The sequence below is a fragment of the Rhodococcus sp. SMB37 genome (assembly GCF_004345605.1).
Taxonomy (GTDB): domain Bacteria; phylum Actinomycetota; class Actinomycetes; order Mycobacteriales; family Mycobacteriaceae; genus Rhodococcus.
Window position 1 is genome coordinate 26,684 of record NZ_SLVY01000002.1, and the last position, 17,053, is coordinate 43,736.

The following is a 17,053-nucleotide window of genomic DNA, read 5'->3' on the forward strand; positions in this document are numbered from 1 at the left end:
TTACTTCGCCTCGCCGGCAGAACCTGTCGAGGCGCCGACCGCCTCGCGAGCGCTCGCGGCACCGTCGAGCACCAACAGGAGCATCGTCGTCAGCGCGGTGTCTTCGAGACCGCTGATGGGGAAGGAGTAGCGCAGGACGACGTCTGCCTCCGCGTCGCGTTCGATCAGATGCACCGACCCGAACTGCACGGCATCGGCGGCCGTCGCCACCCGGTCGCGCACGTCGTCGCCGAGTGGGAGGTCCCAGCCGAGGATCCCCGTGAGCGACACGACGTCGAGTCCCTCGGTGAGCGTGACCACCTGCGCCGCGAACGGGACAGCACCGTAATCGAAGCCGAGGGCGCCGTCGCCGTTCGCCAGGGAGGTCCGCAGATCGACGAACGGCGCGAGCAGGCCCGCTATCCGCTCCACGAATGCTGTCATTTCACACCCCCGAATCGGCGGTCGCGGGAAGCGTATTCGACGCAGGCCGCCCAGAGGTCGCGTCGGTCGAAGTCGGGAAAGTTCTTGTCCTGGAATACCATTTCGGCGTAAGCGGATTGCCACAGCAGGAAATTCGAGGTCCGCTGCTCGCCTGACGGCCGGAGGAACAGATCGACGTCGGGCATGTCGGGCTCGTCGAGATAGCGAGCCACCGTGGCCTCGGTCACCTTCTCGGGATCCAGCTCGCCGGCCGCGACGCGACGCGCGATCTCGCGGGCCGCATCGGCGATCTCGGCGCGGCCGCCGTAGTTGACGCACATGACGAGGGTCATCACGTCGTTGTCCTTGGTGAGCTCCTCGGCGATCTCGAGCTCCTTGATGACACTGCGCCACAGACGCGGGCGCCGCCCGGCCCACCTGACGCGCACCCCCATCTCGTGCATCTCGTCGCGGCGGCGACGGATCACGTCACGGTTGAATCCCATGAGGAACCGGACCTCGTCGGGGCTGCGCTTCCAGTTTTCGGTGGAGAACGCGTAGGCGGAGAGCCACTTGACGCCCACCTCGATGCTGCCGCACACGGCGTCCATCAGAACGGCTTCACCGCGTTCGTGACCTGCAGTGCGAGGCAGCCCACGCTCCTGCGCCCAGCGACCGTTTCCGTCCATGACCAGCGCGACGTGCTGCGGAATCAGCTCGGGCTGAATGATCGGGGCACGCGCACCCGACGGATGGGGGTCTGGTGGTCGGATGGTGCGGTCAGCCGGTCGGTGCGGTTCGCGTCGTCGAATCACGGTGTCCATCCTGCCTGACGCCGGATCCCGGGCTTCCTGCCCCGTGCGAACTGCCGCGTTCGATGAGCGGCAGCGTCCGCAGCTGACGCTCGAGGTGCCATTGCAGATGCGCAGCGATCAGGCCGCTCGTCTGGCTGCGCACCGAGGCCGACGCAGTTTCGCTGACCTCCCAGCGGCCCCGATTGAGCGCATCCATCAGGTCGAGAACGCCCGGCGCTGGAGTTGCAGCCCCCGGCGGCCGGCACTCCACGCAGACCGCGCCGCCCGCCCCGACATGGAAGGCCGTGTGCGGGCCCGGTCGGTCGCAGCGGGCACAGTTCGTGATCGCGGGCGCCCACCCCGCGTAGAGCATGGCGCGCAGCAGGTAGGCGTCGAAAACCAGCTCGGGCGGGCGCGTCCGGTCGCTCACCGCACGCAGGGCACCGACGGTCAGCGCGTGGAGCCGGGGAGCGGGCGCGCGTTCCTCGCCCGCGAGGCGTTCGGCCGTCTCGAGGATCGCGCACGCGGTGGTGTAGCGCCCGTAGTCGTCGACGATGCCGATTGCGAACGCGTCGAGGGTCTGGACCTGGGTCACGACATCGAGGTTGCGTCCGGGGTGTAGCTGCACGTCGATATGGGCGAAGGGTTCGAGGCGCGCACCGAACTTCGAGCGGGTGCGGCGGACCCCTTTCGCGACGGCTCTGACCAGCCCGTGGCGGCGGGTGAGCAGGGTGACGATGCGGTCGGCCTCGCCCAGCTTGTGCTGGCGCACCACCACCGCGTTGTCCCTGTACAACCTCACGCATCCGAGTGTGTCATGTCGGCACGACAGCGCCCACCGTGTGGGCGGGCCGGCCGTCGGAAACCTCGACAGCCAACACTGGAACACGTTATTGTTCGTTCGAACGAACAACATTGGGGGATGTATGACGACGCACGACGTACCCGCCCGGTCCGCCGGACTGACCGACACAGCTGCAGCACTCGACACGGGCACCACCACCTCGGTCGAGCTCGTCCGCGACGCACTCGACCGGATCGACGCGAGCCGATCCACGCTCAACGCCTTCCGCGTCGTGCGGCGGGAAGCGGCGCTGGCCGAGGCGGCGGAGGCCGATCGTCGCCGCGCCAGGGGCGAACATGCTCCCCTGCTCGGCGTCCCGATCGCGATCAAGGACGACACCGACATCGCCGGTGAGACCACGGTCTTCGGCTGCCCCGGCGACTTCCCTGCTCGGCAGCACGACGCCGAGGTCGTCCGCCGACTGCGCGACGCCGGCGCAGTAGTCGTCGGCAAGACCCACTCCTCCGAGGTCGGTCAGTGGCCGCTGACAGGGAACCCCACCTACGGGCACACACGGAACCCCTGGTCGCGCGACCACACACCGGGCGGGTCGTCCGGAGGAAGCGCCGCGGCGGTCGCGGCCGGACTGGTCCCCGCAGCACTCGGATCCGACGGCGCCGGTTCGGTTCGGATCCCGGCCGCGTGGACCAATCTGGTGGGAATCAAGCCGCAACGCGGTCGGATCTCGATGTGGCCCCACCCCGAGGCGTTCCACGGGCTGACCACCCACGGCCCGCTCGCCCGCACCGTCGCCGATGCTGCGCTCCTCCTCGACGCGGTGAGCGGGAACCGACCCGGCGACCTCCATCGCCGTGACCCGATGAGGGTCTCCGACGCAGTGGGACGCGACCCCGGACGACTGAGAATCGCGTTTTCCCTGAAGCTTCCGTTCACCGCCACACCGAGGCGGCTCGATCCTCAGGTACGCACCCGCACCGCCGCACTCGCCACGACACTCCGCGATCTCGGACACGAGGTAGTCCTCGCCGACCCCGATTACGGAATCATGTTCGGTCTGGATTTCCTCCCGCGATCGATGGCCGGTATCTACGACTGGGTGAGCACACTGTCCGACCCGTCACTCGTCGACCCCCGCACCCGCACCAACGCTCATACCGGAAAACTTCTGCACGGACTGCCACTTCGCGCCGCGAGAGCCGCCGAACCCCGACTCCGCCGCCGCGTCGGCCGGATCTTCGACCGGGTCGACGTCGTACTGACCCCCACCACCGCGACACCGCCCCCGCCGATCGATGCGATCGACGGCCTCGGCGGGTGGGCCACCGACAAGGTGATCACCGCCGCGTGCCCGTATGCGTGGCCGTGGAATGTGCTGGGATGGCCCGGAGTGAATGTGCCCGCCGGTTTCACCGACGACGGATTACCCGTCGGTGCACAGCTTCTCGGACACGATGACTCCGAGCCGATGCTCGTGTCGCTTGCGGCCCAACTCGAATCGGCGCTGCTCTGGCACGAACAGAGCCCCGCCCGGTGGTGGTAGTCGTGGCCACCGATGCTCGTCGCCGGATCATCGATGCAACACTTCATCTCGTCGGGACGCACGGGATCGCCGGAATCACCAATCGACGCATCGCTTCCCTCGCCGAGGTGTCGCTGGGGTCGATCACCTACCACTTTCCGAGCCAGTCCGATCTCCTGAAGGCCGCCCTTACGACCTTCGCCGAGGAGGAGACCGAACGACTGCGTACGATCGCGGAATCGTATCGATCCCAGTCGCTTTCGGTGGCAGAAGCCGCAGTTCTCACCGGGCGGATCGCGGAGGATCTGGCGTTCACCGCCGAGCGGATCGCACCGTACGAACTGTGGATCCAGGCAGGCCGGGATCCGGACCTGCGTGCGACCGCGGACGAATGCTGGTGCGCGTACGACGCACTGACCGTGACGATCCTGCGTGCCCTCGAGCTCCCCGATGCGGAGACCTTCGGGCCGGTCCTGGTCGCGACGATCGCCGGACTGCAACTGCGACGCCTGTCGACGGGATCCGGCACGGATCTCGCCGCCGCGACGCTCCTCCTACTCAGGGGGGCGACCACGCAACCCTGAGGTGCAGCGCGACGCCTGCACGTTCCGTCAGAGTCGCACCGTGCCACTCCCCACTTCCCTACCGCCCTCCAGGACGCCGACCTCCATATCCTCCGAGTCGACCGTCACCTCGGCGGTGCACACGATCGGCACGGTCGACCTCGTCCCCGGCGCGAACGGCTCACCATGCGCTGGGCCCTTGATCGTGCAGGTGATCGCCTCCGCAGACGCGAACGACACCTGCGGGCGATAACCGGAGAAGAACGGCCCACTACGTCCACCGACGTTGCTGGGCTTCATCGACAGATCCACGAGAATCTCTTCTCCCGGGGCGAACGTGACCGGTGCCGCAGCGAATTCGCCTTCGGACGCGCAACCGGTCGTGAGAAGCAACGACGCCGTGACAACCGCAAGGGGGACGACATACACGCGCATTCGGACCTCCGCATCGACAACGATGCGGAGACCCTAGCCCGGTCGGACATATCCGACATCTATGACTTCCACTGGCGATATCGACCGAACCCGCCGGTGAAAGGTCAGAATCCGAGGCGGCCGAGCTGTTTGGGATCGCGCTGCCAGTCCTTCGCGACCTTCACGTGCAGATCCAGGAAGATCTTCACTCCGAGCAGCTTCTCGATCTGGGTGCGCGCTGCCGTGCCGACCTGACGCAGTCGCACGCCGCCCTTGCCGATGACGATGCCCTTCTGACTCGGGCGTTCCACGTAGAGCAAAGCATGGACATCGAGCATCTCGCCCTGCTTCTCGGTGCGCCCCTCACGCTCGCGGATCTCCTCGATAACCACGGCGAGCGAATGTGGAAGCTCGTCGCCGAGGCCTTCGAGCGCAGCTTCGCGGATGAGCTCGGCCATGAGCGTTTCCTCGGGCTCGTCGGTGAGTTCGCCGTCGGGGTAGAACGCCGGTCCCGGCTCCATGTGAGAAGCGATCACATCGACGAGGACCTCGACCTGCTCCCCTGATGTCGCCGACACGGGGACCACGTCGGTATCGCTACCGAGCAGCTTCGACACCGCGAGCAGCTGCGCCGCGACCTGCTGCTTGCCCACCTTGTCGATCTTCGTCACGATGCCGATCAGCGGGGTCCGCGGCGCCACGGTGCGAACCTGGTCGAGAATCCAGCGGTCGCCGGGGCCGATCTTCTCGTCGGCGGGAAAGCACATGCCGATGGCGTCGACCTCGGAGTATGTGTCGCGCACGAGGTCGTTCAGTCGCTGGCCGAGCAGAGTGCGGGGCCGGTGCAGTCCGGGCGTGTCCACGAGGATCAGCTGCGTGTGGTCACGGTGAACGATCCCGCGGATGGTGTGGCGGGTGGTCTGCGGACGCGACGACGTGATGGCGATCTTGCTGCCCACCAGCGCATTCGTCAGCGTCGACTTCCCGGTGTTGGGCCGCCCGACGAAACAGATGAATCCGGAACGGAAATCGGAGTCGCTCATTGTGTGTTCTGCCATCTGGTGTTCGACGCTGCTACGTCCTCGTTCACGATGCAGAGCACGCGCCGTCCTCCTTTCGAGAGGTGGGTGAGTCTTCGGATTCCGGAACACGCCGGACGAACACGGTGTTCACGCGGACGCGGCCGCGGACGTCGGGTCCACCTTCCCCGCGCAGGACGAGTCCGTGCGTGCGTACCTGTGAGCCGGGCAGCGGAACGCGACCGAGTTCGTAGCCGAGGAGTCCGCCGACGGTGTCGACCTCGTCGTCGTCGATCTCCATGCCGAACAGTTCGCCGAGATCCTCGACCGGCAGTCGCGCGGACACGCGGTAGGTATCGTCGCCGAGATCCTCGATATCCGGGATCTCGCCGGTGTCGTACTCGTCGGCGATCTCGCCCACGATCTCCTCGATAACATCCTCGATCGTGACGAGGCCTGCGATGCCGCCGTATTCGTCGACGAGCACAGCCATGTGATTGCGGTCGCGCTGCATATCGGAGAGCAGATCGTCGAGTCGCTTCGAATCCGGCACGAACACCGGCGGGCGCATCACGTCGGAGACCGAGACGCTGTGCCCGCCGTCGCTCGCGTCGTAGGTCTGCTGCACCAGGTCCTTCAGATAGACGACTCCGCAGATGTCGTCGACGTTCTCGCCGATCACCGGGATGCGGGAGTGCCCGCTGCGCACGGCCAGGGACGTCGCCTGCCCTGCGGTCTTGGTGCTCTCGATCCAGACCATCTCCGGGCGGGGCACCATGATCTCGCGCGCAGTGGTGTCGCCGAAGTCGAAGACCGACTGGATCATCCGTCGCTCGTCGTCGGCCACGACTCCACGTTCCTGCGCCAGGTCGACGAGTTCACGCAGTTCGATCTCGTTGGCGAACGGCCCGTTGCGGAACCCTCGCCCGGGGGTGACGGCGTTACCCACGAGAATCAGGACCCGGCTGATCGGTCCCAGGACCACACCCAGCACGCGCAGGGGCACAGCGGCGGTGAGCGCGATCGTGTAGGCATGCTGACGGCCGAGTGTGCGGGGCCCGACGCCGATCACGACGTAGTCGATCACGACCATCACCGCGGCGCTGATGACGAGAGCCCACGTGCGGCTCAGATGATCGAGCAGCTCTCCCGCGAGCACGACCGTCGCCGTGAGCTCGCACAGGATACGAAGCAGCACGGCGAGATTGACGTACCGGGGGCGGTCTTCGAGGATGGCGAGGAGCTTGCGGGCACCTGCACGACCGTCCTTGGCGAGGTCGTCGACACGCGCAGCCGAGACCGTATTGAGCGCGGAATCGATGGCGGCGAAGAGCCCACCGACCACCACGAGCAGCACTGCGACGACGCAGGAGATCACGGTACTCACGCCGGACTCACTCCGGTACGGGCGCGGGTCGTGTCATACGACGGCCGACCTTCCGACGACACGGTCACATCTCCGGGTTGTCGACGAATCCGGCTTTCCCGAGCAGTTGCTGGTCGCGCGCGGCCAGCCGTGCGTCGCGCTCGGCAAGGCGCAGTTCCTCGTACCACTCGGCGAGCAGCTGATTCTGCAGGCCGAACATATCCTTCTCCTCCTCGGGTTCGGCGTGGTCGTAGCCGAGCAGGTGCAGCATGCCGTGCACCGTGAGAAGAGCGAGTTCGTGGTCGAGCGAGTGGCCGGCCTTCTCCGCCTGATCTGCAGCGAACGACGGACACAGCACGATGTCGCCGAGCATGGACGGTCCCGGCTCGGGTGCGTCGGGGCGACCCCCCGGCTCCAGCTCGTCCATCGGGAACGACATCACGTCGGTCGGGCCGGGCAGATCCATCCAGCGCACGTGCAGATCGGCCATGGTGTTCGAGTCCACGAGCACCATCGACAGCTCCGCGGCGGGATGCACATCCATCCGGGCGATGACGAAACGGGCGACGTCGAGCAGCTCTTCCTCGACGACCTCCATCCCGGATTCGTTCGAGATTTCGATGCTCATGACAGTCGTTCCTTCTGCGCTGCTGACGGATTCGGGTCGGGCGGCATGATCACCGGCGCTGCACCCGGTGTTGTGCGGCTCGTCGCTGGGCTCGATTTCCGATGCCCGCATCGCCACTTCGCTCGGCTTCGAAACGCCCGTACGCGTCGACGATGTCGGAGACCAGCCGATGACGGACCACGTCGCTGCTGTCGAGCCTCGCGAAGTGGATGTCGTCGATGTCGTCGAGGATCTCGGCAACAGCAGCAAGACCCGACCGGGCGCCGCCGGGCAGATCGACCTGAGTGATGTCGCCGGTCACGACGATCTTCGATCCGAAGCCCAGACGGGTCAGGAACATCTTCATCTGCTCGGCAGTGGTGTTCTGCGCCTCGTCGAGGATGATGAATGCGTCATTGAGACTTCTACCACGCATGTACGCCAGCGGCGCGACCTCGATCACCCCGGCCTGCATGAGCTTCGGGATCGCTTCGGGATCCATCATGTCGTGCAGTGCGTCGTGCAGGGGTCGCAGATACGGGTCGATCTTCTCGTGCAGGGTTCCGGGCAGGAATCCGAGGCGTTCGCCCGCCTCGACTGCGGGGCGGGTGAGGATGATGCGGGTGACCTGCTTGGTCTGCAGCGCCTGCACCGCCTTCGCCATCGCCAGGTACGTCTTGCCGGTGCCGGCCGGACCGATGCCGAACACGATCGTGTTGGCGTCGATCGCGTCGACGTACCGCTTCTGATTGAGAGTCTTCGGCCGGATCGTCTTCCCACGTCGCGACAGGATGTCGAGGCTGAGCACCTCCGCCGGCGAATCGGACAGCCCGTTCGTGAGCATCCCCACGGTGCGGCGCACAGCGTCGGGGCCCAGTTGCTGCCCCCTGCGCACCAGCGTGACCAGTTCACCGATCACGCGCTCGGCGAGGGCGACATCTGCGGGAGAACCGCTGAGGGTGACGGTGTTGCCGCGCACGTGGATGTCGGCGGCAAGGACGGCTTCGAGTGCGATGAGATTCTCGTCGGCTGTGCCCACCAGGGGTGCTGCAGCTTCGGGCGGAAGATCCAGGCTCGATCGGACCGGGATCCGGTCTACGTCGTCGGGGTCGCGGGTGCGGTCTGGTTCACTCACGTGGACGGAACGGCCTGCTTTCGGTTCAGATACGGACACGACGGGCGTCGTGTCCGAAACCCAGTCTAGCGCCGTACGGTGCGCGCATTCACAGCATTGTGCTGCGGACCGCGTCCGGCCCCGTGTCGTGACCCGGATTCACGCCGTGGTCTGCAACCATCGCCGCGCCGACCCGACGACCTCCGGGGCTCGATCGGGGGCGACACCGGCGAGGACCAGCACTCCGAGCGCCATGGCACCACTCGCATCGTCCACGACACCGCGGTTCGCTTGTTCGAGCGTGGCGATGGTCAAGCCCTCCATCATCCCGACGAGTACGACGGTGGGCAGGTATGCAGAGAACACTCCTGCTGCGCGACCCCGTTCGACGACACCGTGGGTGTGCGTGCGTACCGGCGCGATCAGCTCACTGATGCGTTCCTCACCGACTTCCTTCCGCGCGAACGACAGCAGCACCCGGTATCGATCACTGACCGGGCCGAGGCGCAGGACACCGACTGCGAGCGCCACGGCAGCGTCCTCCGGCTCGGGGAATTCGACGGACGCAGCGAGCGCCGCGCCTGCCTCATCGGCGAGCCCCTCGACGAGCGCGTCCCGGTTGGGAAAGTGGGCATACACGGTGCGTCGCACCACACCCGCGGCTTTCGCGACGTCGCCCATACTCGCGTCGGAGTCTCCCGCGAAGCAGCGCATCGCCGCGTCGAGGATCCGCGAACGGTTCGCGTTCGCACGCTTCCGCGGGCTGGGGGCCGGTTCCTCCACGCTGCTCATCCTCTTTCGCCGCACATGTGATTCACATACCAGTCTAGTTGCACACATATGTGCAATTAATTAGATTGCACACGACTGTGCAATCTAGGCCCGGTGCCAGCCTGCAGCGAGGAGGTCCACATGACCGACACCACTCCGGATACTCGGGGATCAGTAGAGGCCGGCCCCCTCTACCCACGCCGATGGGCCGGTCTGGCAATCCTGTGCCTGAGCCTGCTCATCGTGGTGATGGCGAACACCGCGCTGATCGTCGCCGCGCCCAGCATGCTGCGAGACCTCCAGCTCACGAGTTCCGACCTGCAGTGGATCATCGACGGCTACACCGTTCCGTACGCGGCGCTCATGCTCCTGTGCGGAGTCCTCGGAGATCGGTTCGGCCGACGACGCGCACTCCTTGCCGGCCTCGCAGTGTTCGCCGCAGGAGCCGTGTACGGAAGCCTCGCCGACAGCGTCACCGAGGTGATCGCCGCACGCATCGTGATGGGCGTCGGCGCTGCCGTGATCATGCCTGCCACCCTCTCCCTCCTGGTTGCGATCTTCCCGGCACACGAACGCGCCCGTGCGATCGCGGCGTGGGCCGCGACTTCCGGACTCGCGATTGCACTGGGCCCGCTGCTGGCAGGGTGGCTGCTCGAATCTCACGCCTGGGGCTCGACATTCCTGATCAACGTGCCTATCGCCGCGGCAGCGGCACTCGCCTCCCTTGCTCTCGTCCCGGCGTCCCGCGCAGCCGATGTCGACCGCACCGACTGGATCGGCGGACTGCTTTCGACCGTCACTGTCGGCGGTCTCGTCTACGCGATCATCGACGGGTTCCACTTCGGCTGGGGCGCAGGGACCCTGGGGGTCCTGGCGGCGTCCATGGCGGCAGCGGTGGCATTCCTCGCCTGGGAATTGCGGCATCCTCGACCACTGCTCGATCTCAGGCGACTCACCGACCGGACAGTCGGCGCCGCGTGCATCTCGGTGCTGCTCTTGTTCTTCGCAACCTTCGGGGTGATCTACTTCGTCGCGCAGCAGTTCCAGTTCGTGCTCGACTACGGGCCGCTCGAAACGGGCCTGCGCCTGCTTCCGCTCGCCGGGGCGGTCTCCGCCGGCGCAGCCGTCAGTGCTCGTCTCACGCCCCGGTTCGGAGCCCGCGCGACAGTGACCGCCGGGATGGCCGCGGCCACGGCCGGGACGCTCGTGCTCACGCAGTGCCACTCCGATTCCGGATACGGGATCTACCTCGCCTGCCTGCTGCTCCTCGGCAAAGGCATCGGCATCTCGACCCCACCCGCTACCGACCTGATCATGGCCGGCTTCCCCGACAGTGAGCTCGGCGCAGCAGGCGGACTCAACGACACGGCCGTCGAACTCGGCGGTTCACTCGGAATCGCATTGCTCGGCTCAGTTCTCGCAACCACCTACCACCGGGAGATCTCGGACTTCCTGTCAGAACTGCCGCTCGGGAATCTGACAGGATCGATGGCCGAACAAGCAGAACTGGCCATGGCCGCGGCCGGCGACTCCGTGGGTGGCGCCTCGATCGTCGCGGACGAGCTCGCCGCGAATCCCCTCGCCTCGTCCCACGCGGAACCATTGCGTGAGGCCGCAGGCGCAGCGTTCGCCGACGCCATCGGTCAGGCCGGCCTGGTCGGGGCCATCGCCCTGGCAGCCGGATCACTGCTGGTCGCGGCAATCCTCCCCTCCCGCTCCACGTCGCCCTCGATTCCCCGACCGGTACCGCGGTCACCGGAACGACTCAAGAATGCGCCCACGGATCCTCACCGAGCACCGCCTGCAACGTGAGATCCCAGCTGCGGGTGCTCCGGTCGAGGAAAGCGTTGTGCCCCTCCCCCGGCACCTCCCACAGCACTACCCGGTCACCGGCAGCACCTGCGGCCTCGACATATGCACGGCTGGCGGCCGCGGGCACCTGCACGTCCGCGCTGCCGTGGATGCACACCGTCGGCACCCCGGTCGGAACCCGGTGCAGCGGCGACGCCTCGCGATACACCTGCGGGTCGTCGGAGAAGGACACTCCGAACAACGCCTCGAGTGGACCGCCGCCGCGGGCGGCCCTCGACACGAGGTCGAGGGCGCCTGCCTGGGAGATCACACGGCTCGGCCGCACAGGACACTCGCGTCTGCCCGCCACCCACAGTGCGAGTTGAGCACCCGCAGAATGCCCGACGATCCGGACGTCGGCGGTGTCCAGCGGAACCGGCGAAGTATCGGGCAGCAAGGTCGAGGTCGCGGCGAGTGCGGATTCGATGTCGACGCTCGTCTCCGGCCACGCGCCGCCGGCCCCGACCCTCCGGTACTCGACGTTCCACGCGGCCACCCCGCGCCGGGCGAGCTCGGCCGCCAGCGTCGTCGCCAGGTTGAGGTGGAAGTCGGCGCTCCAGTAGCCGCCGTGGATCAGCATCACCACCGGTACCGGTCTGTCGACTTCGGTCGGTGTGTACAGGTACCCGAACTGGGCGGGCTCGGGGCCGTAGTCGATGCGGATGCGTGGCATGCGCACCATTATCGATCAGTACACGGGACGATCAGTGCACGAACCGATCAGTGCAATGGCTGTTGATTCCAGCGGTCGGTGAGCACGCCCACCGCACCGAGCGCCACCGCTGCAGCCGACGAGGTGCGCAGGACCGTCGGTCCGAGAGATACCGCGCTCGCTCCGGCGCCGACGAGCGCCTCGACTTCGGCGTCGTCGAGTCCGCCTTCCGGACCGACGACGAGGACGATTTCGGGGGCCGCGGCGAGAGCCAGGGACGAGAACGGGACGGTGGCCGATTCGTGCAGCACCGCGACGACCCCTCCGCCCTCGACGCTCTCACGTACCCGCGCCACGACGTCGGCGGTGCGGTGCAGCGATGCCACCTCCGGCACATACGCGCGCCGAGATTGCTTTGCCGCGGCCGTTGCCGCGGCCTGCCACTTGGCCGTCCCCTTGTCCGCTTTGGAATCCCATCGCGCGACACACCGCGACGACTGCCACGGTACGAATCCGTCGGCACCGGCCTCGGTGGCGAGTTCGACGGCGAGCTCCGACCGTTCGGATTTCGGTAGGGCCTGGACGACGGTCACCGACGGCCGCGGCGGTTCGATCGTGCCGCGGCCGAGGACAGCGGCCTCGAGCCGATCCTTTGCCACTGCCGTCACCTCGACATCGGCGACGCCGCCCCTGCCGTCGGAGAGCACGAGTCGTTCCCCGACGGCGATCCGGCGCACCGTCGCCGCGTGCCTGCCTTCCTTGCCGTCGAGGACGGCGATCGCCCCGGTCTCGGGCAGCGGATCGAGATAGAACAGCGTCGCGGCCACCGTCGGTCGCCTAGCGAACGTTGAACGCGTCGCGCAGACGCGAAAACAGGCCCGACGAATGTTGCGACGATTTCGACACGACTTCGACGCGGTCTCGCTCGCTCACCGTCCGGTATTCGTCGAGGAGCTTGGTCTGCTTGTGATCGAGCTTGGTCGGCACCACCACTTCGAGGTGCGCGTGCAGGTCGCCACGCGCACCCGAGCGCAGTTTCGGCATTCCGTGCCCGCGAATCACCGACACCGAGCCGGGCTGGGTTCCCGCATCGACGGTGATGTCGATCGACCCGTCGAGGATCGTCTCGAGGCTCACGGAAGTTCCCAGCGCCGCGTCGACCATGGGCACGCGGATGGTGCAGTGCAGGTCGTCGCCGTCGCGAACGAAGATGTCGTGCTGCTGTTCCTGGACCTCGACGTACAGGTCGCCGGCCGGTCCGCCTCCCGGGCCGACCTCGCCCTGAGCCGCGAGGCGGATGCGCATCCCGTTGCCGACACCGGCGGGAATCTTCACCGTGATCTCGCGGCGCGCCCGCACCCGCCCGTCGCCGCCACACTTGTGGCAGGGGTCGGGGATGGTCTCGCCGACTCCACGACACGTGGGGCACGGCCGGGAGGTCATGACCTGCCCGAGGAACGACCGCTGGACCGACTGCACTTCACCGGCACCGCCACACGTCTCGCATCGGACTGGCTTGGAATTGCCGTGGGTGCCGGAACCCGTGCACGAGTCGCACAGGATCGCGGTGTCGACGGTCACGCTCTTCGTGACGCCGCGAGCGCATTCGTCCAGTGTCAGGCGGGTGCGCAGCAGCGAGTCGGCACCCGGCTGGACGCGGCCGCGCGGACCGCGGGTTCCGGCTCCCCCGCCACCGCCGAAGAACGCCTCGAACACGTCGCCGAGACCGCCGAAGCCCGCGCCGCCGAAGCCTCCCGCTCCGGCACCTCCACCCGCGGCGGCGAGCGGGTCGCCGCCGAGATCGACGATGCGCCGCTTCTCCGGGTCGGAGAGCACTTCGTAGGCGGCAGAGATCTCTTGGAATCGCTTCTGCGCCGACTCGTCCGGGTTGACGTCAGGATGATGCTCGCGCGCCAGCTTGCGATATGCCCGCTTGATCTCCTGGTCGGTCGCATCCTTGGACACACCGAGCGTCCCGTAGTAGTCCACGTTTGGTTCTCGTCCTTACTTCATCTACACAGAATGATCTACACAGAATTGGTCATGCTCAGCGCTCGCCGAGCACCTCACCGATATATCTCGCAACGGTTGCGACCGACGCGATGGTTCCCGGGTAATCCATCCGGGTGGGGCCGAGTACACCGAGCCCGCCGAACACCGTGCCTGCCGCACCGTACCCAGTGGACACCACGGAGGTGCTGCGCATCTCGGCGACCTGCGTCTCCTCACCGATTCGGACGGTGACCCGGCCTGCGTCCTGGCTGGCGGCGAGCAGTTTGAGGACCACCACCTGCTCCTCGAGTGCCTCGAGAACGGTACGCAACGAACCCGGCATGCCCGGGAGGCCTTCGAAGTCGGCGGCGTTGCGGGTCAGGTTGACGGTGCCGCCGAGCACGAGCCGGTCCTCGGGGTGCTCGACGAGAGTCTCCACCAGCACGGTCGCGCAGCGGATCACGGCGTCGCGCAGGTCTTCCGGTGCATCCTCGGCGAGTTCGGACACAGCGATCGACGCAGCAGCGAGCCGTTTGCCGCTCAGGGCGTTGCCGAGGAGATCGCGCAGCCGCACGAGATCGTCGTCGCCCACGACGTCGCCGAGTTCGACGATCCGCTGGTCGACGCGCCCGGAATCGGTGATGAGCACGAGCAGCAGACGCGCCGGCGTCAGGGCGACGACTTCGAGGTGCCGTACGGACGACGACGACAGAGTCGGGTACTGCACCACCGCGACCTGCCGGGTCAGTTGCGCGAGCAATCGGACTCCGCGACGCAGCACATCGTCGAGGTCGACACCGGACTCGAGGAACTGCAGGATCGCGCGGCGCTCGGCCGCGGACAGCGGCTTGACCTCGGCGATCCGGTCGACGAACTGCCGGTAGCCCTTGTCGGTGGGTACTCGTCCCGAACTGGTGTGCGTCTGAGAGATGTATCCCTCTGCCTCGAGGACCGCCATGTCGTTGCGGACCGTGGCGCTCGATACACCCAGGTTGTGACGATCGACGAGCGTCTTCGATCCGATCGGTTCCTTGGTGGACACGTAGTCCGCCACGATCGCCCGCAGAACCTGGAATCTCCGTTCCTCGGTGCTCGACATCTGCCCACCTCCGTTCCACCACGTGCATGCCCGAACAAGTGCACCTCGCGCGCGGGGCCCGGGTGCACTGTGTGCCGTACCCGCCCAGTCTAATAGTGTCGGAGCCGGACAGATCCATCCGCCACCCCGTGCGTACTGTGGGCCCATGATCTTCAAGGGTGTCCGGGACGGTAAGCCGTATCCCGATCACGGGCTGTCGCTGCGCGATTGGTCGAGAATCCCTCCGCGTCAGATCCGCCTCGACGAGATCGTCACGACCACGAAGGTTCTCGAACTCGATCGCCTGCTGTCGGAGGACTCGACATTCTACGGCGACCTGTTTCCCCACGCTGTGCAGTGGAAAGGGGTGCTGTACCTAGAGGACGGCCTGCACCGGGCCGTGCAGTCCGCACTGCGGAACCGCCCGGTGCTCCATGCCCGCGTCTTCGATTACGACGCACTCGCACCGCTCTCGACCGTCACATCGCCCGAGGAGACCGATCCGGCAGGTCCTGAAATCCTCGGCGAGCCCCGGTTCCTCTAGCGCTCATTCCCGGTCGGATCCGAGCAGGATCGTCCGCACCACGCCGTCGGCGAGCAACCGGCCGCGATCCGTGAGGATCAGGTGATCATCCGACACGACAGCGAGCCCGTCGTCGACCACCGTTCCGGCCGCGGCGAGCTCACCGGCGTCCAGTTCACTCAACGGCAGACCGGTCCGCAGTCGCACGGTGAGCATCACCGATTCGGTGTGGATGTCGTCGGCTGTCAGTTCCTCGCTCCCCGCGACCGGCAGTCGCCCGTCGGCGAGGTCGCCCGCATAGCGCGCGGGATGCTTGACGTTCCACCAGCGCACCCCGCCGACGTGACTGTGCGCGCCGGGCCCCGCACCCCACCAGTCGCCCCCGTCCCAGTAACCGAGGTTGTGGCCACATCTGGCCGAAAGGTCATCGGCGCGAGCCCAATTGGACACCTCGTACCATGTGAACCCTGCCGCGGCCAGTCGCCGGTCGATGCGCTCGTACCGGGATGCGAGCACGTCGTCGTCCGGTGCCGGTAGTTCCCCGCGGCGCACCCGCCGCGCCAGCGCGGTCCCGTCCTCGACGATCAGCGCATAGGCGGACACGTGATCGACGCCCGCCTCCAGCACGGCGTCGAGCGATGCATCGAGATCTGCGTCGGTCTCCCCTGGTGTGCCGTAGATCAGGTCGAGATTCACATGCCCGAATCCGGCCTCGCGGGCCTCGCGGGCCGCCGCGACCGGGCGTCCCGGAGTGTGGGTGCGGTCGAGCACCGCGAGCACGTGGGAGGCCGCCGACTGCATACCGAGGGAGATACGCGTGTAGCCGGCGTCGCGGATTTGCGCGAAGAATTCCGGTGAGGTCGATTCGGGGTTCGATTCGGTGGTCACCTCGGCGCCGGGCGCAAGCCCGAACGACGCGCGGACGGCGCTCAGCACGTCGGCCAGCCCGTCGGCGCCGAGCAGCGACGGTGTGCCACCGCCGACGAACACGGTCCCGACCGCCGGCGCCCCGCGGCCGTCGCGATCGAGCAGCTCGGCCCCGGCATCGAGTTCGCGGCGAAGCCCCTCGAGCCACGACTCGGGCGACGCCGCGGATCCCAGTTCACCGGCCGTGTAGGTGTTGAAGTCACAGTAGCCGCAGCGCGTCGCACAGAACGGCACATGCACGTACACCCCGAAGGGTCTGCTGCCCACTCCGTCGAGCGCGCTCGCCGGCAGTTCGAACCCGCGTCCCGCACCGAGCTCACTGCCGGTTCTCGTCTCACTCACGAGCTCCAGTGTTCCAGAGACACAGCGCGGCCCCGCCAGCGCAATGCGCCCATCTCGACACGCCGCAATGCGCTCGCCTCGACACGCCGCACTGCGCCTACCTCGACATTTCCCCGATTTTTGGTGGAAATACCCTCCGGATTCGGAATCAACCCCGTGACATGGCACAATGGTCGCCATGACCGGACTCGGAGTGCGACTCGTGGCGCGACGCCACGTCGACCTCAAGCGCGTCTGTGCGTCTATCTGTCTGCCCTGCGCCGCCTGTCGCTAGTACGGCACCAATCCGGCAATTCTCAGATCCCGCCGGATCG

General features: G+C 67.3%; 18 protein-coding genes. 4 read left to right on the plus strand and 14 right to left on the minus strand.

All coding sequences use genetic code 11. The features are described from left to right. The 3 genes from EV641_RS03455 to recO are packed head-to-tail and all read right to left on the minus strand — an operon-like array spanning window position 1 to window position 1,998. Window positions 1–423 carry a hypothetical protein gene (locus EV641_RS03455; RefSeq protein WP_054717612.1) on the minus strand — a complete coding sequence of 141 codons (423 nt, stop codon included), beginning with the start codon at window positions 421–423 and terminating at the stop codon, window positions 1–3. Continuing rightward, window positions 420–1,226 carry an isoprenyl transferase gene (locus EV641_RS03460; protein ID WP_054717610.1) on the minus strand — a complete coding sequence of 269 codons (807 nt, stop codon included), beginning with the start codon at window positions 1,224–1,226 and terminating at the stop codon, window positions 420–422. Before EV641_RS03460 ends, EV641_RS03455 begins: the two co-directional genes overlap by 4 nt. Beyond that, window positions 1,183–1,998: a DNA repair protein RecO gene (gene recO / locus EV641_RS03465; RefSeq protein ID WP_199233128.1), complete on the minus strand. Its 816-nt coding sequence runs from the start codon at window positions 1,996–1,998 to the stop codon at window positions 1,183–1,185. Before recO ends, EV641_RS03460 begins: the two co-directional genes overlap by 44 nt. A 124-nt stretch (window positions 1,999–2,122) precedes the next feature. On the opposite strand from recO, the gene EV641_RS03470 reads away from it, so the two are divergent. Then, window positions 2,123–3,541 (plus strand): amidase, encoded by a 1,419-nt coding sequence (locus EV641_RS03470; protein ID WP_132470809.1) that lies wholly within the window; start codon window positions 2,123–2,125, stop codon window positions 3,539–3,541. Window positions 3,542–3,543: 2 nt separating this feature from the next. Next, a complete protein-coding gene (locus EV641_RS03475; protein WP_132470810.1) occupies window positions 3,544–4,104 on the plus strand; it encodes a TetR/AcrR family transcriptional regulator in 561 nt (186 codons plus the stop codon). Window positions 4,105–4,131: 27 nt separating this feature from the next. Here EV641_RS03475 and EV641_RS03480 read toward each other — a convergent pair whose 3' ends face one another. The 6 genes from EV641_RS03480 to EV641_RS03505 form a co-directional block, all read right to left on the minus strand. Next, the gene (locus EV641_RS03480; protein WP_054716134.1) at window positions 4,132–4,518 is read right to left on the minus strand and encodes a hypothetical protein; all 387 of its coding nucleotides are present in this window, start codon (window positions 4,516–4,518) and stop codon (window positions 4,132–4,134) included. A 104-nt stretch (window positions 4,519–4,622) separates the two neighbouring features. Then, window positions 4,623–5,540 carry a GTPase Era gene (gene era / locus EV641_RS03485; protein WP_054716141.1) on the minus strand — a complete coding sequence of 306 codons (918 nt, stop codon included), beginning with the start codon at window positions 5,538–5,540 and terminating at the stop codon, window positions 4,623–4,625. Window positions 5,541–5,583: 43 nt separating this feature from the next. Continuing rightward, complete coding sequence (locus EV641_RS03490) at window positions 5,584–6,903, minus strand: hemolysin family protein (protein ID WP_132470811.1); 1,320 nt, start codon at window positions 6,901–6,903, stop codon at window positions 5,584–5,586. A 64-nt stretch (window positions 6,904–6,967) separates the two neighbouring features. Continuing rightward, complete coding sequence (gene ybeY / locus EV641_RS03495) at window positions 6,968–7,510, minus strand: rRNA maturation RNase YbeY (protein WP_132470812.1); 543 nt, start codon at window positions 7,508–7,510, stop codon at window positions 6,968–6,970. A 49-nt stretch (window positions 7,511–7,559) separates the two neighbouring features. Continuing rightward, window positions 7,560–8,624, minus strand: coding sequence for a PhoH family protein (locus EV641_RS03500; protein WP_132470813.1), 1,065 nt, complete (start codon window positions 8,622–8,624; stop codon window positions 7,560–7,562). Window positions 8,625–8,762: 138 nt separating this feature from the next. Continuing rightward, window positions 8,763–9,395: a TetR/AcrR family transcriptional regulator gene (locus EV641_RS03505; protein ID WP_054716131.1), complete on the minus strand. Its 633-nt coding sequence runs from the start codon at window positions 9,393–9,395 to the stop codon at window positions 8,763–8,765. Window positions 9,396–9,515: 120 nt separating this feature from the next. Here EV641_RS03505 and EV641_RS03510 point away from each other — a divergent pair, with 120 nt between their 5' ends. Next, on the plus strand, window positions 9,516–11,186 hold the full coding sequence (locus EV641_RS03510; RefSeq protein ID WP_132470814.1) for an MFS transporter: 1,671 nt from the start codon (window positions 9,516–9,518) through the stop codon (window positions 11,184–11,186). Here EV641_RS03510 and EV641_RS03515 read toward each other — a convergent pair. Genes EV641_RS03515 through hrcA form a run of 4 tightly spaced genes read right to left on the minus strand, consistent with a single transcriptional unit; the run spans window position 11,140 to window position 14,968 of the window. Continuing rightward, window positions 11,140–11,898, minus strand: coding sequence for a prolyl oligopeptidase family serine peptidase (locus EV641_RS03515; protein WP_132470815.1), 759 nt, complete (start codon window positions 11,896–11,898; stop codon window positions 11,140–11,142). The genes EV641_RS03510 and EV641_RS03515 overlap by 47 nt on opposite strands. A 47-nt stretch (window positions 11,899–11,945) precedes the next feature. Further along, a complete protein-coding gene (locus tag EV641_RS03520; protein WP_132470816.1) occupies window positions 11,946–12,704 on the minus strand; it encodes a 16S rRNA (uracil(1498)-N(3))-methyltransferase in 759 nt (252 codons plus the stop codon). A gap of 10 nt (window positions 12,705–12,714) precedes the next feature. Continuing rightward, on the minus strand, window positions 12,715–13,866 hold the full coding sequence (dnaJ, locus tag EV641_RS03525; protein ID WP_132470817.1) for a molecular chaperone DnaJ: 1,152 nt from the start codon (window positions 13,864–13,866) through the stop codon (window positions 12,715–12,717). A 58-nt stretch (window positions 13,867–13,924) separates the two neighbouring features. Then, complete coding sequence (gene hrcA / locus EV641_RS03530; protein ID WP_054720410.1) at window positions 13,925–14,968, minus strand: heat-inducible transcriptional repressor HrcA; 1,044 nt, start codon at window positions 14,966–14,968, stop codon at window positions 13,925–13,927. A 145-nt stretch (window positions 14,969–15,113) separates the two neighbouring features. On the opposite strand from hrcA, the gene EV641_RS03535 reads away from it, so the two are divergent. After that, window positions 15,114–15,491: a type II toxin-antitoxin system VapB family antitoxin gene (locus EV641_RS03535; RefSeq protein WP_241996816.1), complete on the plus strand. Its 378-nt coding sequence runs from the start codon at window positions 15,114–15,116 to the stop codon at window positions 15,489–15,491. A 3-nt stretch (window positions 15,492–15,494) separates the two neighbouring features. Here EV641_RS03535 and hemW read toward each other — a convergent pair whose 3' ends face one another. Next, a complete protein-coding gene (hemW, locus tag EV641_RS03540) occupies window positions 15,495–16,739 on the minus strand; it encodes a radical SAM family heme chaperone HemW (protein WP_132470818.1) in 1,245 nt (414 codons plus the stop codon). Window positions 16,740–17,053: the final 314 nt, after the last annotated feature.

Excerpts from the sequence above, each read along its gene's own strand:
- EV641_RS03455 (WP_054717612.1), bottom strand. The coding sequence starts at position 423 with ATGACAGCATTCGTGGAGCGGATAGCGGGCCTGCTCGCGCCGTTCGTC.
- EV641_RS03460 (WP_054717610.1), bottom strand. The coding sequence starts at position 1,226 with ATGGACACCGTGATTCGACGACGCGAACCGCACCGACCGGCTGACCGC.
- EV641_RS03470 (WP_132470809.1), top strand. The coding sequence starts at position 2,123 with ATGACGACGCACGACGTACCCGCCCGGTCCGCCGGACTGACCGACACA.
- EV641_RS03480 (WP_054716134.1), bottom strand. The coding sequence starts at position 4,518 with ATGCGCGTGTATGTCGTCCCCCTTGCGGTTGTCACGGCGTCGTTGCTT.
- era (WP_054716141.1), bottom strand. The coding sequence starts at position 5,540 with ATGAGCGACTCCGATTTCCGTTCCGGATTCATCTGTTTCGTCGGGCGG.
- ybeY (WP_132470812.1), bottom strand. The coding sequence starts at position 7,510 with ATGAGCATCGAAATCTCGAACGAATCCGGGATGGAGGTCGTCGAGGAA.
- EV641_RS03505 (WP_054716131.1), bottom strand. The coding sequence starts at position 9,395 with ATGAGCAGCGTGGAGGAACCGGCCCCCAGCCCGCGGAAGCGTGCGAAC.
- EV641_RS03510 (WP_132470814.1), top strand. The coding sequence starts at position 9,516 with ATGACCGACACCACTCCGGATACTCGGGGATCAGTAGAGGCCGGCCCC.
- EV641_RS03515 (WP_132470815.1), bottom strand. The coding sequence starts at position 11,898 with ATGCCACGCATCCGCATCGACTACGGCCCCGAGCCCGCCCAGTTCGGG.
- hrcA (WP_054720410.1), bottom strand. The coding sequence starts at position 14,968 with ATGTCGAGCACCGAGGAACGGAGATTCCAGGTTCTGCGGGCGATCGTG.
- EV641_RS03535 (WP_241996816.1), top strand. The coding sequence starts at position 15,114 with ATGATCTTCAAGGGTGTCCGGGACGGTAAGCCGTATCCCGATCACGGG.